The sequence below is a fragment of the Orlajensenia leifsoniae genome, from assembly GCF_004570845.1.
Taxonomy (GTDB): Bacteria; Actinomycetota; Actinomycetes; order Actinomycetales; family Microbacteriaceae; genus Orlajensenia; species Orlajensenia leifsoniae.
Genome location: NZ_SPQZ01000005.1, coordinates 128,506 through 151,789, shown reverse-complemented (window position 1 = coordinate 151,789; position 23,284 = coordinate 128,506). Strand labels below are relative to the sequence as shown.

At 70.1% G+C, this 23,284-nt stretch carries 25 protein-coding genes and 1 tRNA gene; 15 read left to right on the top strand and 11 right to left on the bottom strand.

The window, feature by feature from the left end; translation table 11 throughout:
• Positions 1-16 precede the first annotated feature (16 nt).
• From metX to E4M00_RS14035, 3 genes are all read right to left on the bottom strand, one after another.
• A complete protein-coding gene (metX, locus tag E4M00_RS14045) occupies positions 17-1,231 on the bottom strand; it encodes a homoserine O-acetyltransferase MetX (RefSeq protein ID WP_135121121.1) in 1,215 nt (404 codons plus the stop codon).
• A 155-nt stretch (positions 1,232-1,386) separates the two neighbouring features.
• The gene (locus E4M00_RS14040; protein WP_056164358.1) at positions 1,387-2,721 is read right to left on the bottom strand and encodes a bifunctional o-acetylhomoserine/o-acetylserine sulfhydrylase; all 1,335 of its coding nucleotides are present in this window, start codon (positions 2,719-2,721) and stop codon (positions 1,387-1,389) included.
• Positions 2,722-2,836: 115 nt separating this feature from the next.
• Positions 2,837-3,967 carry an acyltransferase family protein gene (locus E4M00_RS14035; protein WP_135121120.1) on the bottom strand — a complete coding sequence of 377 codons (1,131 nt, stop codon included), beginning with the start codon at positions 3,965-3,967 and terminating at the stop codon, positions 2,837-2,839.
• A 63-nt stretch (positions 3,968-4,030) separates the two neighbouring features.
• On the opposite strand from E4M00_RS14035, the gene E4M00_RS14030 reads away from it, so the two are divergent.
• The 7 genes from E4M00_RS14030 (at position 4,031) to E4M00_RS14000 (ending at position 8,650) form a co-directional block, all read left to right on the top strand.
• A complete protein-coding gene (locus E4M00_RS14030) occupies positions 4,031-4,813 on the top strand; it encodes an SDR family NAD(P)-dependent oxidoreductase (protein ID WP_193555591.1) in 783 nt (260 codons plus the stop codon).
• 113 nt (positions 4,814-4,926) lie between these two features.
• Entirely contained in the window at positions 4,927-5,274 is a 348-nt protein-coding gene (locus tag E4M00_RS14025) for a DUF1294 domain-containing protein (RefSeq protein WP_135121119.1), read from the top strand.
• A gap of 10 nt (positions 5,275-5,284) precedes the next feature.
• On the top strand, positions 5,285-5,788 hold the full coding sequence (locus E4M00_RS14020) for a phosphoribosyltransferase (protein ID WP_056164350.1): 504 nt from the start codon (positions 5,285-5,287) through the stop codon (positions 5,786-5,788).
• Positions 5,789-6,022: 234 nt separating this feature from the next.
• Positions 6,023-6,748: a Type 1 glutamine amidotransferase-like domain-containing protein gene (locus tag E4M00_RS14015; RefSeq protein ID WP_135121118.1), complete on the top strand. Its 726-nt coding sequence runs from the start codon at positions 6,023-6,025 to the stop codon at positions 6,746-6,748.
• Positions 6,749-6,800: 52 nt separating this feature from the next.
• Complete coding sequence (locus tag E4M00_RS14010) at positions 6,801-7,535, top strand: uracil-DNA glycosylase (RefSeq protein WP_135121117.1); 735 nt, start codon at positions 6,801-6,803, stop codon at positions 7,533-7,535.
• Between the two features lie 23 nt (positions 7,536-7,558).
• Positions 7,559-8,137: a GNAT family N-acetyltransferase gene (locus E4M00_RS14005; RefSeq protein ID WP_135121116.1), complete on the top strand. Its 579-nt coding sequence runs from the start codon at positions 7,559-7,561 to the stop codon at positions 8,135-8,137.
• A 27-nt stretch (positions 8,138-8,164) separates the two neighbouring features.
• Complete coding sequence (locus E4M00_RS14000) at positions 8,165-8,650, top strand: VOC family protein (protein WP_135121115.1); 486 nt, start codon at positions 8,165-8,167, stop codon at positions 8,648-8,650.
• A 17-nt stretch (positions 8,651-8,667) separates the two neighbouring features.
• Here the strand turns inward: E4M00_RS14000 and E4M00_RS13995 are convergent, their stop codons facing one another.
• Entirely contained in the window at positions 8,668-9,492 is an 825-nt protein-coding gene (locus tag E4M00_RS13995; protein WP_135121114.1) for an SDR family NAD(P)-dependent oxidoreductase, read from the bottom strand.
• A gap of 95 nt (positions 9,493-9,587) precedes the next feature.
• On the opposite strand from E4M00_RS13995, the gene E4M00_RS13990 reads away from it, so the two are divergent.
• The 6 genes from E4M00_RS13990 to E4M00_RS13965 all read left to right on the top strand — a co-directional run bounded on the left by E4M00_RS13990 (position 9,588) and on the right by E4M00_RS13965 (position 16,145).
• The gene (locus E4M00_RS13990) at positions 9,588-11,015 is read left to right on the top strand and encodes an amidase (RefSeq protein WP_135121113.1); all 1,428 of its coding nucleotides are present in this window, start codon (positions 9,588-9,590) and stop codon (positions 11,013-11,015) included.
• Between the two features lie 142 nt (positions 11,016-11,157).
• Entirely contained in the window at positions 11,158-12,093 is a 936-nt protein-coding gene (locus E4M00_RS13985; RefSeq protein WP_135121112.1) for a siderophore-interacting protein, read from the top strand.
• A gap of 1 nt (position 12,094) precedes the next feature.
• Entirely contained in the window at positions 12,095-13,147 is a 1,053-nt protein-coding gene (locus E4M00_RS13980) for a FecCD family ABC transporter permease (RefSeq protein ID WP_135121111.1), read from the top strand.
• Positions 13,144-14,214 carry a FecCD family ABC transporter permease gene (locus E4M00_RS13975; RefSeq protein WP_240037138.1) on the top strand — a complete coding sequence of 357 codons (1,071 nt, stop codon included), beginning with the start codon at positions 13,144-13,146 and terminating at the stop codon, positions 14,212-14,214. Before E4M00_RS13980 ends, E4M00_RS13975 begins: the two co-directional genes overlap by 4 nt.
• A complete protein-coding gene (locus tag E4M00_RS13970; RefSeq protein ID WP_135121110.1) occupies positions 14,211-15,074 on the top strand; it encodes an ABC transporter ATP-binding protein in 864 nt (287 codons plus the stop codon). The genes E4M00_RS13975 and E4M00_RS13970 overlap by 4 nt, the downstream gene beginning before the upstream one ends.
• A gap of 48 nt (positions 15,075-15,122) precedes the next feature.
• Positions 15,123-16,145, top strand: coding sequence for an iron-siderophore ABC transporter substrate-binding protein (locus E4M00_RS13965; protein ID WP_135121109.1), 1,023 nt, complete (start codon positions 15,123-15,125; stop codon positions 16,143-16,145).
• A 133-nt stretch (positions 16,146-16,278) separates the two neighbouring features.
• On the opposite strand, the gene E4M00_RS13960 is transcribed toward E4M00_RS13965, so the two are convergent.
• From E4M00_RS13960 to E4M00_RS17880, 6 genes are all read right to left on the bottom strand, one after another.
• Positions 16,279-16,638, bottom strand: a complete 360-nt coding sequence (locus tag E4M00_RS13960) for a Fe-S oxidoreductase (RefSeq protein WP_135121108.1) — start codon at positions 16,636-16,638, stop codon at positions 16,279-16,281.
• A 32-nt stretch (positions 16,639-16,670) separates the two neighbouring features.
• Entirely contained in the window at positions 16,671-18,125 is a 1,455-nt protein-coding gene (locus E4M00_RS13955; RefSeq protein WP_135121107.1) for a dihydrolipoyl dehydrogenase family protein, read from the bottom strand.
• A 40-nt stretch (positions 18,126-18,165) separates the two neighbouring features.
• On the bottom strand, positions 18,166-18,999 hold the full coding sequence (locus E4M00_RS13950; protein WP_240037136.1) for an arginase family protein: 834 nt from the start codon (positions 18,997-18,999) through the stop codon (positions 18,166-18,168).
• Between the two features lie 94 nt (positions 19,000-19,093).
• A complete protein-coding gene (locus E4M00_RS13945; protein WP_240037134.1) occupies positions 19,094-19,771 on the bottom strand; it encodes a protein-L-isoaspartate(D-aspartate) O-methyltransferase in 678 nt (225 codons plus the stop codon).
• Positions 19,772-19,857: 86 nt separating this feature from the next.
• A tRNA-Arg gene (locus E4M00_RS13940) sits at positions 19,858-19,930 on the bottom strand.
• Positions 19,931-19,997: 67 nt separating this feature from the next.
• Complete coding sequence (locus tag E4M00_RS17880; RefSeq protein WP_167756897.1) at positions 19,998-20,621, bottom strand: iron ABC transporter ATP-binding protein; 624 nt, start codon at positions 20,619-20,621, stop codon at positions 19,998-20,000.
• Positions 20,622-20,692: 71 nt separating this feature from the next.
• Between E4M00_RS17880 and E4M00_RS13930 the strand changes: the two genes are divergently transcribed.
• Complete coding sequence (locus E4M00_RS13930) at positions 20,693-22,366, top strand: arginine--tRNA ligase (RefSeq protein ID WP_240037133.1); 1,674 nt, start codon at positions 20,693-20,695, stop codon at positions 22,364-22,366.
• Between the two features lie 38 nt (positions 22,367-22,404).
• On the top strand, positions 22,405-23,184 hold the full coding sequence (locus E4M00_RS13925; RefSeq protein WP_135121104.1) for an LmeA family phospholipid-binding protein: 780 nt from the start codon (positions 22,405-22,407) through the stop codon (positions 23,182-23,184).
• Positions 23,185-23,212: 28 nt separating this feature from the next.
• Here the strand turns inward: E4M00_RS13925 and E4M00_RS18265 are convergent, their stop codons facing one another.
• Complete coding sequence (locus E4M00_RS18265) at positions 23,213-23,281, bottom strand: excalibur calcium-binding domain-containing protein (protein ID WP_135121190.1); 69 nt, start codon at positions 23,279-23,281, stop codon at positions 23,213-23,215.
• Positions 23,282-23,284 lie beyond the last annotated feature (3 nt).

Below are 23,284 nucleotides of genomic sequence, written 5' to 3'. Positions count from 1 at the left end.
GTGGAACATCCACACCCTATCGTCGGGCGGCAGTCGCATCCAGAAGGCGCAGGAGGTGTCGCCCGACGGCATCCTCCTCGATGAGGAATCCGTCGTGCCCGAAGGGCGAGTCGATCACCACGGGTTCATCGCCGTCGAGGGTGTTCGGCACGGCGCGGGCGATGACCTCCTGGCCGGCGAGGGGGAAGAGCCTGTCGCTCGAGATGCCGAGCACGAGGGTGAGCGCCGTGATGCCGGACAGGGCGGATGCCGCCCCTCCACGGCCGCGGCCGACGTCGTGCGAGTTCATGGCGTCGACGAGGGTGATGTAGCTGTTGGCATCGAAGCGGCGCACGAAACGGTTGCCGTGGAAGTCGAGGTAGCTCTCGACGGCGAAGCGGCCGCCGTCGCCCAGGGGCGAGATTCCGCTCTGCCAGCTGCGGGCGAAGCGGTCGTTGAGCTCCGAGGAGCTGCGGTAGTTGAGCATGGCGAGCCGGCGGGCCAGCGCGAGCCCGGTCGCCGGGCCCTCGTCGCCGTCGTAGTAGTCGCCGCCGCGGAAGTTCGGGTCCATGCGCACGGCCTCGAGCTGCAACGAGTTGGCGGCGATCTGGTCCGCCGTGAGCGCGGGCGGCACGGCCAGCACGGCGAGGCGCTCCACCCGGTCCGGATGGGTGATGGCCCACTCGAGGGCGTGCATGCCGCCCATCGATCCGCCGACGACGACGCCCCATCGCTCGATGCCGAGGGCATCGGCGAGGGCGACCTGCGCTGCGACCTGGTCGCGGATGGTGAGGTACGGGAAGCGCGAGCCCCACTCGGTGCCGTCGGGCGCGAGGGATGCCGGCCCCGTCGACCCCTGGCAGCCGCCGAGTAGATTGGGGGCGACGACGAACCAGCGATCGGTGTCGATGGGTCTTCCAGGACCGACGACCCCGTTCCACCAGCCGCTGGTGACGTGGCCGGCCGACGCCGATCCGAAGACGTGGCTGTCGCCGGTCAGGGCGTGCAGCACCAGCACGGCGTTGTCGCGCGCGGGCGAGAGCGTGCCCCAGGTCTCGTAGGCGAGCCTGGCGAAGGGCAGCGTGCCACCGCGCTCGAGCTCGAGGCTTCCGACGGGGACGAAGCGGCGGTCCCCGAGATGGTCGCTCTCATGCCAGGCCCCGGTCACCGGGGGTTTCCCGGCGAGCGCTCGAGCCTGAGCCTCGGTGATGAGGCTCGCGGTCTCGAAGTCCGCCGGGGTCTGCCAGTCCATGCTCTCCAGTCTGCCCCGTGCGCGTCGGTTCGCCGGTTTTGTTACGGGGTACTGAAAAGCGAGGAGTTTCTCGCCTGAACGGGCCGTCCTGAGCGTTCAGGGGCCGGTTCGGCGAGAAACTCCTCGCTTTCCAGAAAAGGGGCGTCGGATGCGGCCTAGCGGTCGGCGGCGATCGAGGCGACGGTCACGCTGCGAGCCGCAGCGAGGCCGGTCTCGAGGTCGGCGATCAGGTCGGCCACGTTCTCGATGCCCACGGAGAGACGCACCAGGCCCGGCGTGACGCCGGTGGTGAGCTGCTGCTCGGGGGTGAGCTGCGAGTGCGTCGTCGACGCGGGGTGGATGACCAGCGAGCGCACGTCGCCGATGTTGGCGAGGTGGCTGAACAGCTCGAGGTTGTCGACGAGGGCACGGCCGGCGTCGACGCCGCCCTTGAGCTCGAACGACAGCACGGCGCCGACGCCCTTGGGGGCGTACTTGTTGGCTGCCGCGTACCACGGGCTCGACGGCAGGCCGGAGTAGTTGACCGAGGCGATCTCGGGGTGGTTGTCGAGCCACTCCGCGATCTCCTGGGCGTTCTGCACGTGACGCTCGATGCGCAGCGACAGCGTCTCGATGCCCTGGATGAGCTGCCACGCGCTCGCCGGGGCGATCGCGGAACCGAGGTCGCGCAGCAGCTGCACGCGCGCCTTGATGATGTAGGCGAGTCCGTCGCCGACCGCCGCCGTGTAGCTGGCGCCGTGGTACGACGGGTCGGGCTCGGTGAGGCCGGGGAACTTCTCGACGTTCTTCGACCACTCGAAGGTTCCGCCGTCGACGATGATGCCGCCGATGACGGTGCCGTGGCCGCCGAGGAACTTCGTGGCGGAGTGCACGATGATGTCTGCGCCGTGCTCGAACGGACGGATGAGGTACGGCGTCGCGATGGTGTTGTCGACGATGAGGGGGATTCCGGCCTCGTGGGCGATCCCGGAGACCAGCGAGATGTCGAGGATGTTGATCTTCGGGTTTCCGATGGTCTCGGCGAAGAACAGCTTGGTGTTCGGGCGAACCGCGCGGCGCCATTCCTCGGCGTCGTCCTGATTCTCGACGAAGGTCGTCTCGATGCCGAGGCGGGCCAGCGTGTACTTGAAGAGGTTGTAGGTGCCGCCGTAGATCGAGCTCGACGACACGATGTGGTCACCGGCCTGCGCGATGTTCAGCACGGCGAAGGTCTCGGCGGCCTGGCCCGATGCGACGAGGAGAGCTCCGGTGCCCCCTTCGAGCGCGGCGAGGCGCTCCTCGACGACGGCCTGCGTCGGGTTCTGGATGCGGGTGTAGATGTTGCCGAACTCGGCCAGGGCGAAGAGGTTCTTCGCGTGCTCGGCGTTGTTGAAGACGTAGGAGGTGGTCTGGTAGATCGGGGTGGCGCGCGCGTTGGTGACGGGGTCTGGCGCTGCTCCAGAGTGCACCTGCTGCGTCTCGAATGCCCAGGCGGCCTTGTCGTTGCTCATCGGGTTTCTCCTTCGAGGCCGGTGGTCCATCCACCGCTCGTGGCGAGCCTAGGAGCGGCGTCCACGACCGGCAACGGCACCCGACACACGCGGTAACCGGATTGGCGGCATCCGTTCAGGAAGCAGGAGGGCCCGGCGGAGCGACGGGTGGGGGCAGGTGCAGCGTCTCCTTCGGGGTCGACGCCGGAGGAGCCTCCCGCCTGAACAGCCACGTGACCCGCGGCTCCACCAGCGGCCTGAACACGCGCCTGATGAACCGTTGCGAGAGCAGCAGCGCTATCGCCAGGCACAGCAGGATCATGCCCGGCAGCACCCACCACGGCTGGGGTCCATCGAGCACGCCGGTCTCCCGCAGCGGGAACAGCAGGAACGAGTGCAGCAGGTAGATGTACATGGTCGCTCCGCCGAGGGCGGTGAACCACGTGGGCTTCCGCGGCAACAGCATCAGGAACGCTATGGCCAGCACCATCGCGAAGATCATGAGGCCGAGACGGATGCCGCCGGCCCACCACTCCGGATAGCCGATGACGGGATACGGCTCGTCGTAGAGCAGGAAGCGGCGCACCTTCAGGTCGCGGAGCGGCTCGATGAACACCGCGATCGTCACGGCGAGAGCGAGGAACAGGGCGAGGGCGCCAGCCCGCCACCGCCAGATGACGCGTGGCGGGAGAGCGAGCCAGCGACCGGTGATCTGGCGCTGGCGGAGGGCCCAGCCGAAGACGAAGAACGGCAGCAGTCCGATGGTGCGCGACAGGGCGAGCGTCGCGTCGATGGCGGCGAAGTAGCCGGCGAAGACCGAGATGGCCATGGTGATGATGAGCGGGTAGCGAAGGACAGCGAGGTAGGGGAGAAGCACCCGCCAGAGGGCGAGGGCGATGAGGAACCAGAGGGTCCAGCTGGCCGTGGCGTAGTCCAGCACGAACTGCCCGCCGAGCAGCCAGCGGATCGTCGTCCAGATGGTCTCGAAGATGACGTAGGGAACGACGATGTCGGTGAGCAGGCGCTTGATCTGCCTGGTGCCCGGCGACGTCGCCTTGGCCATGTAGCCGCTCACGGCCACGAACACCGGCACGTGGAAGGAGTAGATGAAGAGGTAGACCGCGTAGGCGGCATCCGAATCCGCGATGAGCGGCAGGATGCCGTGACCGACCACGACCAGCGCGATGGCGAGCCAGCGGGCGTTGTCCCACAGCGGAACGCGGTGCGGGGCACGCGGCTTCCGGTTCGGGGGAGCAGTCACGGTCATCCGTTCATTCTTGCAGCGTGGGATGCCGCGCAGGGGCGTCGATGCAGCTGTCAGAATATGAGCATGCAGATGAGGCGAGTGGTTGTCACCGGTGCGAGTTCGGGAATCGGAGCGGCGACGGTTCGCCTGTTCCGCTCCCACGGCTGGGAGGTCGTGGGCGTCGCCCGCCGCGCCGACCGGCTCGAGGCGCTCGCCGCCGAGACCGGGGCCGAGTACGTCGTCGCCGACCTCACGAAGCAGGCCGACGTCGACGCGCTGCGCGATCACCTCGCCGCGACCGGCCCCGTGCACGCTCTCGTCAACAATGCCGGCGGGGCCAAGGGCCTCGACTCCGTCGAGAACGGCGATCCTGACGACTGGGCCTGGATGTTCGAGATCAACGTGCTCGGCGTGCAGCGCGTGACCAGCGCGCTGCTCCCGCTTCTCCGCTCCACCGTCGCGGCCGAGGGCGGCGGGGCGACCATCCTGACGGTGACGTCCATCGCCGGACACGTGGCCTACGTGGGCGGCGGCGGCTACAACGCGGCCAAGTTCGCGGCGCACGCCATGACCGAGGTGCTGCGACTCGAGCTGAACGGCGAGCCCATCCGCGTCATCGAGGTGGCGCCGGGCATGGTCAAGACCGACGAGTTCGCCCTCGTGCGCTTCGGCGGCGACCAGGAGCGAGCGGATGCCGTCTACGCCGGCGTCGAGCACCCGCTGAGCGCGGAGGACGTCGCCGAGACCATCGTCGACGCCGTCGAACGGCCGGCGCACGTCGACCTCGACCTCATCGTCATCAAGCCCGTCGCCCAGTCGGCGCCCCACCTCGTGGCTCGCGGTCCGCTTCACGTCCGCGAGGGCTGAGGGGCGTGGGCGCCTCGACCTCGCGCGGCGTCGGAGAGCGGCATCCGGGAGCCGGAAGGTCGTCAGCATCGAGGTCGGCTGCATCGAGGTCGTCCCGGTCGCGGCGACCCGAGGTGGCCGGCTGGGTCTGGCTCGTCGCCTTCGCCGTGTTCTACGTCGTGGTGCTCCTGCTGTGGTCGGTGCCGTTGTACGTCGATGCTCTGTATGTCGCCGGAAGCGCGCTGTCGTGCGTGCTCTACGGCATCGACAAGCGGGCAGCCGTCGCAGGCAGACGCCGCATCCCCGAGGCGACCCTGCACCTCGTCGCCGTGCTCGGAGGCTGGCCCGGGGCCGTCGTCGCGCAGACCGTGTTCAGGCACAAGACGCAGAAGAGGAGCTTCAGGCTGCGGTTCTGGGCGACGGTGATCGTGAACGTCATCGCCTTCGTCGTCGTGACCACTCCGCTCGTCTTCGGTCGCTAGTCTCGAGTGCATGACCTTCGATGCGGGCGATGCCGGAACCGACCAGATCGAGCGCGAGGTGCTCACGTGGGATGCGTTCCACCTGGCATCACGCGGACTCGCCGAGGAGATCCTGCGGAGCGGCTTCCAGCCCGAGGTCGTGATCGCCATCGCCCGCGGTGGACTGCTGCTGGCCGGCTCCATCTCCTACGCGCTCGGCACGAAGAACTGCGGATCGATCAACGTGGAGTTCTACACCGGCGTCGATGAGCGCCTTCCCGAGCCGGTCCTGTCCGGACCGATGCTCGATGCGCCCTCACTCGCGGGCAAGCGCGTTCTGCTCGTCGACGACGTGTCGGATTCCGGACACACCCTCGCGAAGGTCGTCGGCATCCTGGAGGAGACCGGATGCGACCTGCGCACCGCGGCGCTGTACACGAAGCCCCGCACCGTGCTCGTGCCCGACTTCTCCTATAAGGCGACGGACCACTGGATCACGTTCCCCTGGTCGGCCGAGCCTCCGGTGACCGTCTAGCTGCTCCCGATCGCTCCTGCTCCCGCTCGCTGAGGGCCCGACGGAGTCGGCGTCCGAAGCGCGCATCCTCGCGCCGTTGATCGAGCTGCTGATTCCCGACATCGAGCCCGCAGTTCCCGTGGGTGCGGCGGGCTTCACACCCGCAAGAACTTCGGTCTGGGTCCGCGGCACCCACTCGAACGACAGAGTCGACGAGACCGGCGACGGTCGGTCCCGCGCCGTTAGGCTCGACGCATGAGTGTTCACCTGGTCGGCGGCGGTTGGTCGCCAGATTCAGCGCCCGAGGTCTACGGCGCGTTCATCATCGAGGCGCTCGAACGCGGCCTCGGCAGCGGGCGCGAGCACCCGCGCATCGCGATCATCGCCGTGCGCACCGGCGACGCCGAGGAGCACGCCGAGAAGCTCGTCTCCGTGCTGTCGGCCGGCGGCACCTTCGACGCGCACGTCACAACCATCGCCGAGGGCGCTGAGCTTCCGGCCACGGCACTCACCGACGTCGACGGCATCGTCATCGGCGGCGGACTGACGCCCGCCTACAACGCCGCCGTCGCGCCGCTCGCCGACGAGATCCGCCGCCAGGTGGCGGCCGGCGTTCCCTACCTCGGCTTCTCCGCCGGATCCGCCATCGCCGCTGAGCGTGCGATCGTCGGCGGCTGGCGCATCGGCGACGTCGCTGTCTGCCCGGAGGACGCATCCGAAGACCTCGACGAGGTCACCGTGCAGCAGGGCATCGGGCTCCTCGACGTCTCCATCGACGTGCACGCTGCCCAGTGGGGCACCGTCCCCAGGCTCATCGCCGCCGCCGAGGCCGGACTGATCGACGGCGGTGTCGCCATCGACGAGGACACCGTGCTCGTCGTGGGCATGGGCGAGGGCGGTCTGGTCGTCTCGGGCGCCGGCAGTGTCTGGCGCGCGATCCCGGCCGAGACCGGGGTGCTGGTAAGTACCCTCGGCGCGTGAGTCCGAACCGAGCACACCGAGTGACCATCCTCGCCCTCCCCGCGTCCGTCGCATGACCGACGCCGCCCTGTCGCTCCCCGAACTGGCCGAGGCCGGGCTCATCGACGCAGGCTGGGCTGCAGCCCTCGCGCCCGTTGCAGACGACCTCGCCGGGCTCGGGGACTTCCTCCGCACCGAGACGGCGGAGGGCCGCGGTTACCTCCCGGCGGGCGAGAACGTGCTCCGGGCGTTCCGGGCGCCCCTGTCCGAGGTGAGAGTGCTCATCGTCGGTCAGGACCCGTACCCGACGCCGGGGCATCCGATCGGCCTGTCCTTCGCGGTCGACCCGCACGTGCGCCCGCTGCCACGCAGCCTCGGCAACATCTACACCGAGCTGCGCGACGACCTCGGCATCGCGACGCCGCCCCACGGAGACCTCTCGGCGTGGAGCGACCAGGGCGTGCTGCTGCTCAACAGGGTGCTCACGGTGCGACCGGGTGAGGCCGGCTCGCACCGGGGTCGCGGCTGGGAACGCGTGACGGACTGCGCCATCGGCGCCCTCGTCGCACGCCACAGCCCCCTGGTCGCCATCCTGTGGGGAAAGGATGCCGCGAGCCTCACGCCGCTGCTCGCGGAGACGCCCGTCGTCGAGTCGGCGCATCCGAGCCCGCTCTCGGCGCGCCGCGGATTCTTCGGGTCGAAGCCGTTCAGCCGGGCGAACGCCCTGCTCGTCGAGCAGGGTGCTGAGCCGGTGGACTGGAGCCTGCCCGGGGCCAGCGCCGCCGGCGGCGACACGGCGCTGTTCTGACTCTCCGGAGGTAGCCTGTCACCATGCTCGAAGAGGAATACCAGCCCCGGCGCACCCTCCCGCCGCACCTGCGCAAACCGGCATCCGACGAGCCGCCGTTCGAGTATTCGATGCGCGACGCGAAGCCGGCCGATCTTCCGCACATCCGCGAGATCTACAACTACTACGTGGCCAACAGCACGGTCACCTTCGACACCGAGCCGATGACGCTGCGGGCGTGGAAGACCAAGTACGCCTACCTCGCCAAGCTCGGCATGCCGTTCCTCGTCGCCGAGTCGCCGCGCGGCATCATCCTCGGCTACGCCCTCGTGGCTCCGTGGAAGCAGAAGCGCGCCTACAGGTTCACCGTCGAGAACTCGATCTACCTGGGCCCGGCGGCCGCGGGCAAAGGACTCGGGCAGGCGCTCCTGGCCGAGCTCATCGAGAAGTCGAAGGCGGCCGGTCTCAAGGAGATCATCGCCGTCATCGCCGACCAGGGCGCCGGCGCCTCGCTCCACCTGCACGAGAAGTTCGGCTTCAAGGAGATCGGCCGCATGGGCCGCGTCGGCTACAAGTTCGACCGCTGGCTCGGAACCGTCATGATGCAGAAGAGCCTCAAGTAGCGATCCGAGAATCCGAGGTGAGTGGTCATGCCTGATGCAGCGGATGACGGCACGGATGCCCTGACGGGCGCTACGCCGGGAACGACGCCGGGCGCTGCGACGGATGCCGCTCCCTCAGCTGCCGGTCGCGTGCTGCAGCTGCGCGTCGTGGTCGAGGCCGAGGACTTCGAGCAGGCGCTGGCGTTCTACCGCGACGCTCTCGGCATGCCCGAGCAGGAGGCCTACGAAGCGGACGGGGGAGCGCGGGTCGTCATCCTCGATGCGGGCCGCGCCACCCTCGAGATCGCGAACCCGGCCCAGAAGCGCATGATCGACGACGTCGAGGTCGGCCGTCAGGTGGCTCCGCAGATCAGGCTGGCGTTCGAGGTGGCGGATGCTGCCACCGTGGCCGACGAGCTCGCCGAGGCCGGGGCATCCGTCGTCGCCCCGCCCGTCAGGACGCCATGGCGCTCGCTCAATGCGCGTTTCGACGCCCCCGCTCACCTGCACATCACGGTCTTCGAGGAACCCTGAGCCGGGAGCCCTGACGCCTACACCCGCGGCTTCGGTGTCGTCGCGCGGCCCAGCGCGGTCAGCAGGGATCGCTTGGGCACCAGTCCGACGAGCGAGGCGCCGGCGGCGTTGCTGACGCCGCTCACGATCGACGGTGGCGTCGAGCGGGCATCGAGCGCCTTGAAGGCTGTCTGGATGACCTGCTCTGCGGTCTGCGGGTTGCGGAAGAACAGGTCGCCGTTGCCGGCCACCTCCGTGAACTCCGTGGCCGTCGGGCCGGGGCAGAGCGCCGTCACCTTGAGCCCGGTGCCCTTCGCCTCGTACCAGAGAGCCTCGGTGAGGCTCAGCACGTAGGCCTTCGATGCCGCGTAGACGCCCATGAACGGCACGGGCTGGAATGCCACGACGCTCGCGATGTTGACGAGGGCGCCGTTGCCGGGCGAGGTGCGGCTGTGGGCGGTGAGCGGACCCCAGAACGCGCGGGAGAGCTGGGTCAGCGCCGACACGTTCAGCTGCACCTCATCGTCCAGTCGCTTGCGGTCGATGTCGCCGAAGCGTCCGTAGCTGGCGAACCCGGCGTTGTTGACGAGGCTGCCGACGCGGATGCCGCGGGACTCGATGTCGCGCACCAGCTCGTCGACGGCATCAGGGGCCGTCAGGTCGAGCGGGATGACGGTGGACTCCGTGCCGTAGCGCTCGGCGAGGTCGACGGCGAGGGCCTCGAGCCGCTCCTGTCTGCGCGCGACGAGCACGAGGTCGGCTCCGCGTCGGGCGAACTCGTGCGCGAACTCCACCCCCAACCCGCTGCTCGCACCGGTGATGACGGCTGTGGTTCCCATGGGGTCGAAGTGCTGGCGTGCCATGGGTCGAGCCTACGGTGACCGCCGGGTGCGCCGAGTCGTGCGCCGGTGCCCTGAACTGTGAGAGCCCGTCACAGAAGCCCCAGTAGGCTCGCCGTGTGGGGGAACTGCATGAGTACACGGCAATCGAACAATGGACGCTGCTGCAGTCGGGGGAGACGTCGCCGACCGAGTTGGCCGCGCACTACCTCGAACGCTTAGCGCGCATCGACGGGGAGGTCGGCGCCTTCGTCACGGTCACTCCGGATGCAGCCCTCGAGCGTGCTCGTGCCCTCGAGGCATCCGATCGCCGCACAGCTCCCATCTGGGGTCTGCCGATCGGCGACAAGGATCTCTGGCAACGGGCCGGCGTGCCGACGGGGTTCGGCTCCAGGTTGTTCGCGAACTACGTGCCCGAGCAGTCGGATGCCGTGGTGCAGGCGATGGACGCAGCCGGCGGCGTGAGTCTGGGCAAGACCGCCAGCCCCGAGTTCGGACTTCCCGCCTATACCGAGAGCCTGGCGGCGGGCGTCACCCGCAATCCCTGGAACACGACCCTCGGCGCGGGTGGCTCCAGCGGCGGGGCCGCCGCAGCAGTCGCGGCCGGCCTGCTGCCCTTCGCCCCGGGCTCTGACGGCGGCGGCTCCATCCGCATCCCCGCTGCGGCCTGCGGCCTGGTCGGGCTCAAGCCCTCGCGGGGCCGGGTGCCCTCGCAGAGCGGCATCGACTCGCTCGGCGGGCTGGTCGTCGCCGGGCCCATCGCCAGGACCGTGACGGATGCCGCCCTGCTGTTCGACGCCCTGGTGACGCCCGACGGCTCGAGTGCGGAGCATCCGTTCGCCCTCCGCGCCCCGGAACCGGACGGACCGTTCCTCGCCGCTGCGACCAGGGGTGAAGGCCGATTCCAGCTCGGCGTCATGACCACCTCGGCGTGGGACACCGCCCACGACGTGCTCATCGAACCCGAGGCTCTCGCCGCCCTCGACCTGGCCGTGGCCACCCTCGCCCAGATGGGGCACGGCATCGAGGAGATGGCTCTCGAGCCCGATGAGAGCTACGCGCCGGCCTTCCGCACGCTCTGGCAGGCGGGTGCCGCGTCGATCCCGGCGGAGACTCCGGAGCAGCTCGCCCTGCTCGAGCCGCTGACGCGCTGGCTGGTCGGCCGGGGCCGCTCACTGCAGGCTCGCGAGCTGGCCGAGGCGCTCGCCGTGCTCACGGCCTTCGAGCGGTCGCTCATCCGGCAGCTGTCGTCGTTCGATGCCGTGCTGACTCCCGCGCTCGCCATGACGCCGAGGCCCGTCGGCTGGTACGACGAATCCGATGGCGATCGCAACTTCGTGCAGCAGGTGCTGTACACCCCGTTCACGTCGATGATCAACGTGTCCGGCCTGCCTGCGATCGTGCTCCCCGTCCTCCAGACCGAGGCCGGCCTGCCGATGGGAGTGCAGATCATCGGCCGCCCCGGGGGAGAGGCGACTCTTCTGGCGATCGGCACCCAGCTCGAGCGGCGACTGCGCTGGCAGGATCGGCATCCGCCGGTCTGGTGAGATCCCGCCCGCAGAGGCCCGGACGCAATCCGGTCGAAGCGCATTTCGGGTGATCCCTTCGCTCGGCCCGCTTCGGGGCCGTCACGCGGTCCCTCAGTGCACCGCTCAGCGAGCGGTGCTGAGGGTGTGTAAGACTTAGGTAATGCTTACCTCACAGAGCCAGGCCGAGGCGGTCGTCGAACCGCGACCCGCGTATCGCGCCTTCGCAGTCACCGTGAGTGGCATCCGTCGACTGAGTCCGCACTTCGTGCGCCTGACCTTCTCGGGCGACGACCTGGGCGACTTCGGCACTGCCGGCCTCGACCAGCGGGTGAAGATCGTTCTGCCGCTCGCCGAGTCCGGTTTCGCGCACTTCCCCCACGAGTCCGACTGGTACGGCGCCTGGCGCGAGCTGCCCGAGGAGCACCGCAACCCTTTCCGCACCTACACGGTGCGGGCAGTGCGACCCGAACTGCGCGAGGTCGACGTCGACTTCGCGATGCACGGCGAGACCGGTCCGGCATCGGCCTGGGCTGCGTCGGTGCAGGTGGGAGACGAATCGCTCATCGTCGGCCCCGACGAGCTCAGCCCCGGCCGGACCCTCGGAATCGACTGGCGTCCCGGCGACGTGCGCAGAGTGCTGCTCGCGGGCGACGAGACGGCGGCTCCGGCCATCTGCGCCATCCTCGAGAGCCTCCCGGCCGATGCGCAGGGCTGCGCGATCATCGAGATCCCGACCCCGGCCGACGCGCTGAGCGTCGTCGCTCCAGCGGGAGTCAGTGTGCGCTGGCACCCCCGCGGCGGCGGCATCCCGCAGGGCGGCGCCCTCATTCCCGCTGTTCGCGACTGGACCGTGCGCACGGCGCAGGGCCACCCCGATGACGCCCCGACGCCGCTCGACGACATCGACGTCGACCGCGAGATGCTGTGGGACGTGCCGGAGGGCCACAGCCTCGATGGTGAGTTCTACGCCTGGATCGCGGGCGAGGCATCGGTCATCAAGACGCTGCGTCGCTTCCTCGTGAGCGAGGCCGGGCTCGACCGTCGCTCCGTCGCCTTCATGGGCTACTGGCGTCTCGGTCGCGCCGAACTCGACTGACGTGACCACCACCATCGCCGCGGGGGCCGCTCCCGCCCTCACCGGCGCGCGCCGACGACGAGCCCTGCGCTGGATCGTCTTCTCTGCATCCGTCGTCATCCTCATCGGCGTCGTGGTCACCAGTCTCACCATCGGCACGAGGGCGGTCTCGCTGACGGATGTCTGGAACGCCCTGGTCGCTCCCGTCGCCGGCAACGTCGATCACCTCGTGATCCGCGAGCTCCGGGTTCCGCGCACCGTCATCGGCATCATGGCGGGAGCGGCGCTCGCCCTGGTCGGCGCCGTGATCCAGGGCGTGACCCGCAACCCGATAGCCGACCCCGGGCTGCTCGGCATCAATGCCGGCGCCTCCCTCGCCGTGGTGGTGGCCATCTCCGCCCTCGGCATCTCCAACCCCGACGGCTACATCTGGTTCGCCTTCGTCGGGGCCGCCGTCGCCGCGGTCGTCGTGTTCGTCATCGGGTCGAGCGGACGCGACGGCGCGACCCCGGTGAAGCTCGCGCTCACGGGTGCCGCCGTGATGGCGACGGCGACCCCGCTCATCACGTTGCTGCTCATCTCGGATCTCGACACCCTGAACCAGTACAGGTTCTGGTCGGTCGGCTCGCTCGCGGGTCGGGAGCTGGCCACCGCGGGGGCGCTCTGGCCGTTCCTCGTCGTCGGCCTCGTGCTCGCGCTGCTGCTGGGGCGCCGGCTCAACCTGCTGGCCCTCGGCGACGATGTGGCCCGGGGTCTCGGCGAGCGACCGGCCGTCACCCACGTGCTCGCGGCGCTGGCCGTCGTCGTGCTCGCCGGAACGGCCACGGCACTCGCCGGTCCCATCGCGCTCGTCGGCCTCGTCGTCCCCCACGTGGCCAGGCGCATCACCGGACCCGACTACCGCTGGATCCTCGCGTACTGCCTCACCCTCGGCCCCATCCTGCTGCTCGTGGCCGACGTGATCGGCCGCGTGCTCGTCGCACCCGCCGAGCTCGAAGTCGGCATCGTCGTCGCCTTCATCGGCGCGCCCATGCTCATCGCCATCGTGCGCCGTGCGCGTCTGGCGGGCATGTGAGCGCCGTGACCGGCGTCGGCGCCGGAGTCATCGAACGGGGGATCGCTCAGGTCGTCGGAGGGCGGATGCGGCGACGCCGCCGCACCCTCGTCGTCGGCGTGGCGCTGGCGGCCGTGGTGCTTCTCGGCGTCATCACGGCCCTCTCGCTTGGAGCGTCCGGACTCTCCCCGGCCGACATCGTCGCCACCCTGGTCGGACAGGGCACCCGCGTGCAGGAGCTCATCGTGTTCAGGCTGCGCCTGCCGAGGGTGACGACGGCCCTGGTCGCCGGCGTCGCGTTCGGGCTCGCCGGCGCGCTCTTCCAGACCACGCTGCGCAACACCCTGGCCAGCCCCGACATCCTGGGCGTCACCGGGGGCGCGAGCCTCGCGGCGGTCTTCACCCTGCTCGTGCTCGGGCAGACCGGCGCTGCCCTCGGCATCGCGGCCTTCGTCGGCGCCCTCGGCATCGCCGCCCTCATGTGGGCGCTCGCCTGGCGCGGCGGACTGGTCGGCTACAGGTTCGTGCTCATCGGTGTCGGGCTGGCGGCGCTGGTGCAGGCAGCCCTCGGCTACCTGCTCACCCGTGCAGACGTGCGCGGCGCATCGGAGGCCCTCGTCTGGATGATCGGCGGCATCGGAGACACCAGCTGGCCCGAGGTCGGTACCGCCGCGGCGAGCCTGGTCGTGCTGCTCGCCCTCGTGGTCGCCCTGTCGAGACGGATGCCGGTGCTCCAGCTCGACGACGACACCGCACGGGCCCTCGGCGTCGACAGCACCCGCTCCCGGGCGGCCATGATCGTGCTCGGAGTCGCCCTCGTCGCCGTCGGCACGGCCCTCGCCGGACCCGTCGCGTTCGTCGCCCTCGTCTCGGCGCCCATCGCCCGGTCGCTGGTGCGGAACGGGGGAGCGGCTCTCGTCGCGTCCGCCCTCGTCGGTGCCGCCGTGGTGGTGTTCGCCGACATCATCGGCCAGCACCTGCTCCCGGGCGGCCTGCGCGTGCCCGTCGGAATCATCACGGGGCTCATCGGCGCCCCCTATCTGCTCTGGCTCATCGCAGCCGGCAACCGGAAGGGAACCGACGGATGACGTCAGCACCCCAGACTCCCGACCCCGACGTTCCCGGGCGAACGGCATCGGCGCCGGAGCGTCGTGCCCACGACCTGCGGGCCGAGGCCGTCTCGCTCGGCTACGACGACCGCACCATCGTCGACGGTCTCAGCCTCGCGCTGCCCGACGGCGCCATCACGGTCATCGTCGGTCCGAACGCCTGCGGAAAGTCCACCCTGCTGCGCGGGTTCGCGCGTCTTCTGCGTCCGACCGCAGGCACCTTCACCCTCGACGGCCGCGACCTCGGCGGCCTCTCGCCGCGCGACGTCGCGAAGGTGGTGTCTGTGCTGCCGCAGCAGCCCGTCGCCCCCGACGGAGTGCTCGTGTCGGACCTGGTCGCCCGAGGGCGGCATCCGCACCAGGGCTGGTTCCGCTCGCGCTCCAGCGACGACGACCGCATCGTGGCGGAGTCACTGGCAGCGACGGCGACCCTCGAGCTGGCCGACCGCCGGGTGGAGGAGCTCTCCGGCGGTCAGCGCCAGCGGGTGTGGATCGCCATGGTGCTCGCCCAGCGCAGCGACATCGTGCTGCTCGACGAGCCGACGACCTTCCTCGACGCGACCCACCAGCTCGAACTGCTCGACCTGCTGACCGATCTCAACCGCGATCGCGGCGCCACCGTCGTCATGGTGCTGCACGACCTGAACCTCGCAGCGCGGTACGCGGATCACCTCGTCGTGATGTCGTCGGGCAGCATCGTGGCGCAGGGAACTCCGACCGAGGTCATCACGGCGGACATCGTGCGGGCGGCGTTCGACCTCGACTGCGTCGTGACGACGGATCCCGTCGCCGGGTCGCCCCTCGTCATCCCCATAGGTCGGCACCATCGCGCCGATTGAATTAGGGTAGGCTACCCTAAACACCCCACTTTCTACCGGGAGACCTCCATGCCCTTCAGACCCCGCATCCGCCACGTGGCCCTCGCTGCAGCTGCAGCGACAGCTCTCGTCCTCTCCGGATGCGCCGCCTCCCCGTCGGGCTCCGACGAGACCACTGCAGCGTCGAGCGATGCCTTCCCCGTCAGTTTCGAGTCGAACTTCGGCACCGCCGAGATCGAGGCGGCTCCCACCCGCGTCGCCACGTGGGGCTGGGGCAGCACCGAGGCCGCGCTGGCCGTCGGCGTCGTGCCCGTCGCGATGGCGCAGCAGAGCTATGGCGCCAACGCCGACGGCGTTCTGCCGTGGGTCGCGAAGAAGCTCGAGGAGCTGGGTGCCGAGACGCCCACGCTCCTCACCGATGACGGCGAGACCGTGCCCTACGAGGAGATCATCGAGGCCGAGCCCGACGTCATCCTCGCGCCGTACTCCGGCGTCACGCAGGAGCAGTACGACACCCTGAGCGACATCGCTCCCGTCGTGGCCTACACCGGCGACGCCTGGACCACCCCCTGGCGTGACGTCATCTCGACCGTGGGCGAGGCCCTCGGCAAGTCCACCGAGGCCGACGCCGTGCTGGCCGACCTCGACAAGACGCTGGCAGACCAGGCCGAGGCCCACCCCGAGCTCGACGGCAAGACGATCGCGGCCGTGTGGGACGTCGGCGGAACGTTCTACGTCTACAAGTCGGCCGACCCGCGCGTCGAGTTCCTCTCGGCCCTCGGCCTGAAGAACGCGCCGTCCGTCGACGAGCTCGACAACGGTGAGGCCCCGTTCTACTACACGCTGAGCTACGAGCAGCTCGACAAGCTCGACAGCGACATCATCCTGAGCTACTCCGACACCCAGGAGGAGGCTGACGCCTTCCTCACCACGCCGACGACGAAGGCCCTGCCGGCCGTCGGCCGGGGAGCCGCAGCCCAGGTCGTCGGAACCGAGTTCATCGCGGCGGTCTCCCCGCCCACGGCGCTCTCGCTCACGTGGGGCCTCGACGACCTCGTGGCATCGCTGAGCGCAGCGGCCGCCAAGAGCTGACCTGCTCCAGCAGCCTCCGCTGATCGAGTAGCCCGCGAGCGGAGCGAGCCGGCGTATCGAGATCACTCGTGAGGGTGGTCTCGATACGTGTCCTCGCTGCGCTCGGTCACTACTCGACCAGCGGTGGCTTCACCTAGCGCAGGTAGCCGCCCTTCTCGAGACCAGCCTCGATCTCGAAGCGGTTCTTCAGCGGGTCGCGGCCGGCGACCAGGTAGAGCACCGGCATGAGGAATCCGTAACGCTGCCACTGCCGCTTGTGCACGGCCTCGTGCTCGAGAACGGCATCCGTCACGTTCTGTCCGGTGAGATAGCAGCCGCCGACGCAGACGCCGCCCCGACGATAGGCCCAGTTCGGCAGACCGCGGAACACCCAGAGCCCCTCGCGCTTCTCCACGCGCCCCGTGCTCCAGATGAAGCCCCAGGCGAACCCGACGGTGGTGCCGTAGAGGTAGCCCAGGCGGCTGAACCGGGAGTCGAAGAGGATGCGCTTCATGGCCTCAGCCTAGGCGCGGCTGGGGCCCGACCTCAGTCCTCGGCCGTCGGGCGGCCGTAGGCCTCGAGCAGGCGCAGCCACACCTCGCTCATGGTGGGGAAGGCCGGGACCGCGTGCCAGAGCCGCGCTATCGGCACCTCGCCGACGATGGCGATGGTGGCGGCGTGCAGCATCTCCGCGACGTCGGCACCGACCAGGGTCATGCCCACCAGAACCTCGCGGTCGAGATCCACGATGGCGCGCACCTGGCCCGCGTAGCCGTCGGCGTGCAGGCCGGAGCCCGACACGGCGCCGAGGTCGTAGTCGAGCACCTTCACGCGCAGGCCCGCCTCCTCGGCGGCATCCGCCGTGAGCCCGACCGATGCCACCTCGGGATCGGAGAACACCACGGACGGCACGGCCCGGTGGTCGGCCGTCGCGGCGTGCACACCCCACGTACCGCCGTCCTGAGCGAGGCCCTTGGCCCGAGCGACGATGACGTCTCCGGCGGCCCGGCCCTGGTACTTGCCCTGATGCGTGAGGAGCACGCGGTGGTTGATGTCGCCGACGGCGTAGAGCCAGCCGCCCTCGAGCTGCGGATTGCCATGGGTGAGCACGCGCAGGGTCTCATCGACGTCGAGCCAGCTGCCCGGCTTCAGCCCGACGGTCTCGAGGCCGAGGTCCTCACTGCGCGGCGTGCGCCCCGTGGCGACGAGGAGCTCGTCGGCCACCAGTGCGGTGCCGTCGTCGAGGGTGTACTCCACCTCGCCGGCGTCGGTGCGGCTCGCGGAGGCGATGGATCGTCCGAGGTGAACGGATGCCCCGGCCTCGCGCAGCGCGGCCAGCACGGCCTCGCCGGCGAAGGGCTCGAGGCCGCCCAGCAGCCCGCTCCGGGCGATCAGCGTGACCTCGGTGCCGAACGACACGTAGGCCGTGGCCATCTCGGCCGCGACGACGCCGCCCCCGAGGATCGCGAGGCGCTTCGGAACGGTCTGCACGCCCGTGGCCTCGCGGCTGGTCCACGGCTCGATCTCGGCGAGCCCGGGCACGTCGGGTATCAGCGCCGCGGAGCCCGTGCTCACGACGACGGCGTGGTGGGCGACTAGGGACGTGATCGATCCGTCGGGGCCTGTCACCGACACGGTCCGCGGACCGGTGATGCGGCCGTGACCGCGCACCAGGTCGACGCCGACGCCCTGCAGCCACTCCACCTGCCCGCTGTCGTCCCAGTCGCTCACCCAGTAGTCGCGGCGCTTCAGCACGGCGGCCACGTTGATCGAGCCCGACACGGCCTCGGCCGCTCCTCCCACGCGCCTGGCCGCGGCGATGGCCGCGCCGGGCCGCAGGATCGCCTTCGACGGGATGCAGGCCCAGTACGAGCACTCGCCGCCGATGAGTTCGGCCTCCACGATCACGACCGAGAGGCCGCCGGAGGCCGCTCGATCGGCCACGTTCTCGCCCACGGGCCCGGCTCCGATGATGATGAGGTCGTACGCGCGCGTCGTCATGTCGGCAGCCTAGTGCGGTCGGGAGTGCTTGACAGGGCGCTCAGCCGCGGGTGAGCGACCCGATGATCCGCAGGATCGCGGGGAGGTCGTCTGCGGCATCCGCCGGCGTCGCCGGGGCGAATCCCGCGATCGTCGCGCCCACCAGCGTCGCCTGCGCGCGCACCGCGCCGATCAACGTGGTCAGGGTCTCGACGGAGAGGCCGAAGGGCTCGGGGTAGTCGAGCCCGCTGAGTGCGGCAGGGTCGAGCACGTCGAGGTCGATGTGCACGTACACGCGGCTCGCGCCGGTCGCCAGCAGCGCCGCGACGAGCGCATCCGGAGTCGACAACTCGTCGACGGTGAGCGAACGGATGCCGTTCCCGGCGATGTACAGCTCCTCGCCCAGGTCGACGTCGCGCACGCCGCCGAGCACGAGGCGATCGGCGCGCACGCGTGAGCCCTCCGGCGGGACGAGCTCCTCCGCGCCGTCACCGAGCAGGGTGCGCAGCACCATGCCGCCGAACCCTCCCGACGGGCTGGATTCCGGAGTGTTGAGGTCGGGGTGGGCGTCGAACCAGATGACCGCGAGGTCGTCTCCGGATGCCGCAGCCCGTTCGACCGCGGCGAGCGAGACAGCGCAGTCGCCGCCGATCACGACGGTGGGGCCCTCGAGTTCGGCCAGCGTCTCGCGCAGGCGATCGCGCACCCGCAGCACGGAGGAGAACCGCGAGATGCCGGTCTCGAGCGCCTCACCGGCGCCGGTCGGAACCTCGACGGAGCGGGTCGCGGACGACGGCAGGTCGCCGCGGATCGCTTCCGCGCCGTCGATGAGTCTCATGGCTCGGGCTGACACCGAGCCCTGCCACTGGGGAACCACTACGAACGTCGCCGGCACGATCCTCAGTATGCCCCTTCGGATGCCCTTCGGCGCAGCGACGACGGCAGGCGTGCACGCGCACCCGTTGCGGGCCACGCTGCACCGCGACTCGTCATGCCCGCCGATGGCGCCCGCCGGGGCGTCCTCGCTTCAGGCCGGCCTCCCCGATCAGCGGGACGAACAGCACGGCTCCCAGGCCGCGGCGTACCAGCCTGCCGTCGTGGCCGACCGTGGCGACGATGAGTTCCTGGCTGCCGGATGCCGCCTCGATGGGCAGCACGATCCGTCCGTGCGGCGCGAGCTGGGCCACCCAGGCCGGCGGGATGTCGGATCCTGCTGCGGCGGCGATGATCGCGTCGAAGGGGGCGTGCTCCGGCGCACCGAGCGTGCCGTCGCCGACGAGCACGGTGATGTCGGCGTAGCCGAGCGACCGCAGGCGCCGAGCGGCCGCATCCGCGAGTTCGGGGATGCGCTCGATGGAGACGACGTCCGAGGCGAGCTCGGCGGAGACGGCGGCGGCGTACCCGCTGCCGGTCCCGACGTCGAGCACCCTCGCTGTCGGGTCCAGTTCGGCGGCCTCGAGCATCCGCGCCACGATGTAGGGCTGCGAGATGGTCTGGTCGGAGCCGATGGGCAACGGATTGTCGTCGTGGGCGTGGGCGATCAGCTCCTGCGGCACGAACCGTTCACGCGGCACCGTGCGCATGGCTGCGAGCACGGCGGGATCCCGGATGCCGCGGGCCTCGAGTTGCCGCGACACCATGTCGTCGGATGAGAGGCGTCCGTCCACGATGGCTCTCCATCGATTCTGCACCCGGAGTCGGCCTGGGAACGAGAGAACGCCCGATCCATGACGGATCGGGCGTCTCACGACAGTGCCCCCGGAGGGATTCGAACCCCCGACCTACGGTACCGGAAACCGACGCTCTATCCCCTGAGCTACGGAGGCGCACTCGAACGAGAATACCCCATGCACGACGCCGTCGACGCCGACCGCGGGGCCCTCGTTCCGACCGTTACGGCAGGTGCGACAGCGCCGGCGTGATGATGCCGACGGCATCGCCCGGCTCGAAGAACGCCGTCGAGCGGGCGACCACCCAATAGCCGGACTCGGTGAAGACCTGCACGGTGCCGGTGTCCTGCGACTGCGAGAAGAACCCGTCGACGGCCGGGGGAGTGCCGTAGGTGGGAACGGCGTTCATCGTGGCCGCGGCGTTCTGCTTCACCGTCACGAGCTGGGCGGGGTCTGGCTTGGCCACGGCGACCTCGATCAGCTCCCCGCTGCTCTGGTTGCTCCAGCCGCAGGCGAGGCCGTTGTCGGCGGCGGCTGCAGCCACTGCCGAGTCCGCCGTCGGGGTGTAGTCGGCCGCGGGACCGAAGTTCGGGTTGAAGGCGTACACGTCCTCGGTCGTCAGCAGCTCGTCGCAGCCGATGGTGATAGGCGTGCCGGCTGGGACCGTCGGGGTGGGGCTGGGGTCGGTCGTCGGCTCCTCCGAGGCGCCGCCCGTCGCCGAATCGGACGGTGCGGATGTCGACGGGTTCGGCGTTCCGGCGTCCGGCGTGCAGCCGGCCAGCAGACCGACCGCCAGGACGGCGGGAAGGAGAGCGACGATGGAGGCGCTGTGCAGTCGGCTGGGCATGGGCAGAACCCTACCAACGCCGATCTGCGCTGACGCTGAGCGAACCGCGCCCGACGGTAAGATCGGTAGTCGTGACTCCGCTCGAACTCTCCCAGGCCCTCTTCGACCAGGTGAACTCCCTGCTCGAACGACGACGCGCGGCGGGTTCCGACGCCGACGTGACGATCGAGCTGTCGGATGTCACCCTCGAGCGCCCCAAGAACCGCGACCACGGCGACTGGGCGTCGAACATCGCCATGAAGTTGGCGAAGCGCCTCGGCATGAACCCCCGCGAGTTCGCGGCGGAACTCGCCTCGAGCATCAGCGACGTCGACGGCATCGCCTCGGTCGAGGTCGCCGGTCCGGGTTTCATCAACATCCGACTGGATGCCGCAGCGGCCGGCGCGCTCGCCCAGACCATCGTCGACGCCGGCGCGTCCTTCGGGCACAGCACCGCGCTCGCCGGTCCCGCCATCAACCTCGAGTTCGTCTCGGCGAACCCCACCGGTCCGCTGCACATCGGCCACACCCGCTGGGCGGCCCTCGGCGATTCGATCAGCCGGGTGCTCCGTGCTGCGGGCGCATCCGTCTCCAACGAGTACTACATCAACGACGCCGGCAACCAGATGGACAACTTCGGTCTGTCCATCCTCGCGGCCGTCAAGGGCGAGCCGACGCCGGAGGGCGGTTACCCGGGCAGCTACATCGCCGACCTCGCCGCTCGCGTGCTCGATCGCGAGCCGAAGCTGCTCGAGCTCGATGATGCGCAGGCGCTGCACGTGGCCCGCGAGATCGCCTACGAGCTGCAGCTCGGCGAGATCCGTGCGTCGCTCGAGCGCTTCAACGTCCACTTCGACGTGTTCACGAGCGAGCGCCGCCTACACGCCGTCGACGACGACGGACTGAGCGCTATCGATACCGCCGTCGAGCGCCTGCGGGCTCAGGGCCACGTCTTCGACGAGGACGACGCCGTCTGGGTGCGCACCACCGACTTCGGCGACGACAAGGATCGCGTCATCCGTCGAGGCAACGGCGTCTACACCTACTTCGCCGCCGACGCCGCGTACTACCTCGACAAGGGCGACCGCGGCTTCGCGCACAAGATCTACCTCCTCGGTGCCGACCACCACGGCTACGTGCACCGCCTCAAGGCCCTCGCCGGCGCCGCCGGAGACGACCCCGAGAAGGACGTCGAGGTGCTCATCGGGCAGCTCGTGAGCATCAACGGGGCCAAGCTCTCCAAGCGCGCAGGCAACATCATCGAGCTCGACGACCTGCAGGCCTGGTTGGGAACGGATGCCCTCCGCTACACGCTGGCGCGCTACCCGGCCGACTCGCCCCTCACGATCGACCCCGAGATCCTCCAGCGCCGCACGAATGACAACCCCGTCTTCTACGTGCAGTACGCGCACGCCCGCACGGCGGCCGTGGGGCGCAACGCCGCGAGCTCGGGCGTCGACCGCAGCGTCTTCGCTCCCGAACTGCTGGAGCACGAGACCGAATCGGCTCTGCTCGGCGCGCTGCAGGAGTTCCCGCGCATCGTCGCCCAGTCGGCCGAGCTGCGGGAGCCGCACCGCGTCGCGCGCTACCTCGAGGAGGTCGCCGGGCTCTATCACCGCTGGTACGACAACTGCCGCGTGATCCCGCTCGGCGACGGTGCCGTCGAGGACGTGCACCGCACCAGGCTGTGGCTGAATGACGCCACCGGTATCGTGATCCGCAACGGCCTCGACCTGCTCGGCGTCTCGGCACCGGATCGCATGTAACGACGGCACGCAACGTTCGACTCGACACGGGGGACTCCATGACAGCAGCAGTCGACGCACCGAAGGCCCGGAGGCGCTGGCCGATCGTGGTCGCCATCGTGCTCGTCGTCCTGGTGGCGGCCCTCGTCGCCGCCTACTTCATCGCCGATTCGATCGCGCGCAGCACGGGGGAGCGGCTCGTCGCGGAGAAGTTCGCGGAGAAGCTGAGCTCCGAGGAGGGCACGACGGTCTCGCCCGACGACATCGACGTGACCATCGGCGGGGCGAGCGTCATCGCGCAGTACCTCGGCGGATCGTTCGAATCCGTGCACGTCGACGCCGAGGGGATCGCCTTCGACGGCACCCCGCTCGACGTCACGATCCAGGCCAACGGCGTGCCGACCGACATGAGCAAGCCCGTGAACACCGTCACGGGCAGCGTGGCGTTCGACCAGGCCGGCCTCGACAGCCTGCTTCAGAAGAACGGCACCGACGCCGACATCACCCTGGGTGACGGAACCGTCACCTATTCGGTGTCGCAGACCTTCATCGGCATCCCGTTGACCTTCACGCTCACGGCTCAGCCGTCGACGACGGCCGACTCCCTGGTCTTCACGCCGACCTCGGGGGAGCTCGCGGCAGGGTCTGCCTCCATCGACATCTCGGGCCTGATCGACGCAGTCCTGGCCGACAACACCGTGTCGTTCTGCATCGCCGACCAGATCCCGGCCGGGGTGGACCTCACCGGTGCCGAGGTTGCAACGGACTCCGTGACCGTCCGTTTCCAGGCGGGCGACCTGGTCATCGCCGACCTGGCGCAGACGGGAACCTGCTCCTAGAGGCTCGATCCGCGCACAGCGGGTGCGGTCAGCGCTTCTCGCAGGCGATGCCGTCCTTGTCGCGGTCAGACTTCGTGTTCTTGGCGTGACGGAGGATCTG

Bases quoted from the DNA above. Each gene is read 5' to 3' on its own strand.
- E4M00_RS13925 (WP_135121104.1), top strand. From the start codon at position 22,405: ATGACAGCAGCAGTCGACGCACCGAAGGCCCGGAGGCGCTGGCCGATC.
- E4M00_RS14020 (WP_056164350.1), top strand. From the start codon at position 5,285: ATGACCTTCGATGCGGGCGATGCCGGAACCGACCAGATCGAGCGCGAG.
- E4M00_RS13970 (WP_135121110.1), top strand. From the start codon at position 14,211: ATGACGTCAGCACCCCAGACTCCCGACCCCGACGTTCCCGGGCGAACG.
- E4M00_RS13955 (WP_135121107.1), bottom strand. From the start codon at position 18,125: ATGACGACGCGCGCGTACGACCTCATCATCATCGGAGCCGGGCCCGTG.
- E4M00_RS13960 (WP_135121108.1), bottom strand. From the start codon at position 16,638: ATGAAGCGCATCCTCTTCGACTCCCGGTTCAGCCGCCTGGGCTACCTC.
- E4M00_RS14040 (WP_056164358.1), bottom strand. From the start codon at position 2,721: ATGAGCAACGACAAGGCCGCCTGGGCATTCGAGACGCAGCAGGTGCAC.
- E4M00_RS14010 (WP_135121117.1), top strand. From the start codon at position 6,801: ATGACCGACGCCGCCCTGTCGCTCCCCGAACTGGCCGAGGCCGGGCTC.
- E4M00_RS13965 (WP_135121109.1), top strand. From the start codon at position 15,123: ATGCCCTTCAGACCCCGCATCCGCCACGTGGCCCTCGCTGCAGCTGCA.
- E4M00_RS14035 (WP_135121120.1), bottom strand. From the start codon at position 3,967: ATGACCGTGACTGCTCCCCCGAACCGGAAGCCGCGTGCCCCGCACCGC.
- metX (WP_135121121.1), bottom strand. From the start codon at position 1,231: ATGGACTGGCAGACCCCGGCGGACTTCGAGACCGCGAGCCTCATCACC.
- E4M00_RS17880 (WP_167756897.1), bottom strand. From the start codon at position 20,621: ATGCCCAGCCGACTGCACAGCGCCTCCATCGTCGCTCTCCTTCCCGCC.
- E4M00_RS14000 (WP_135121115.1), top strand. From the start codon at position 8,165: ATGCCTGATGCAGCGGATGACGGCACGGATGCCCTGACGGGCGCTACG.
- E4M00_RS13995 (WP_135121114.1), bottom strand. From the start codon at position 9,492: ATGGCACGCCAGCACTTCGACCCCATGGGAACCACAGCCGTCATCACC.
- E4M00_RS14005 (WP_135121116.1), top strand. From the start codon at position 7,559: ATGCTCGAAGAGGAATACCAGCCCCGGCGCACCCTCCCGCCGCACCTG.
- E4M00_RS13985 (WP_135121112.1), top strand. From the start codon at position 11,158: ATGCTTACCTCACAGAGCCAGGCCGAGGCGGTCGTCGAACCGCGACCC.
- E4M00_RS14015 (WP_135121118.1), top strand. From the start codon at position 6,023: ATGAGTGTTCACCTGGTCGGCGGCGGTTGGTCGCCAGATTCAGCGCCC.
- E4M00_RS14030 (WP_193555591.1), top strand. From the start codon at position 4,031: ATGCAGATGAGGCGAGTGGTTGTCACCGGTGCGAGTTCGGGAATCGGA.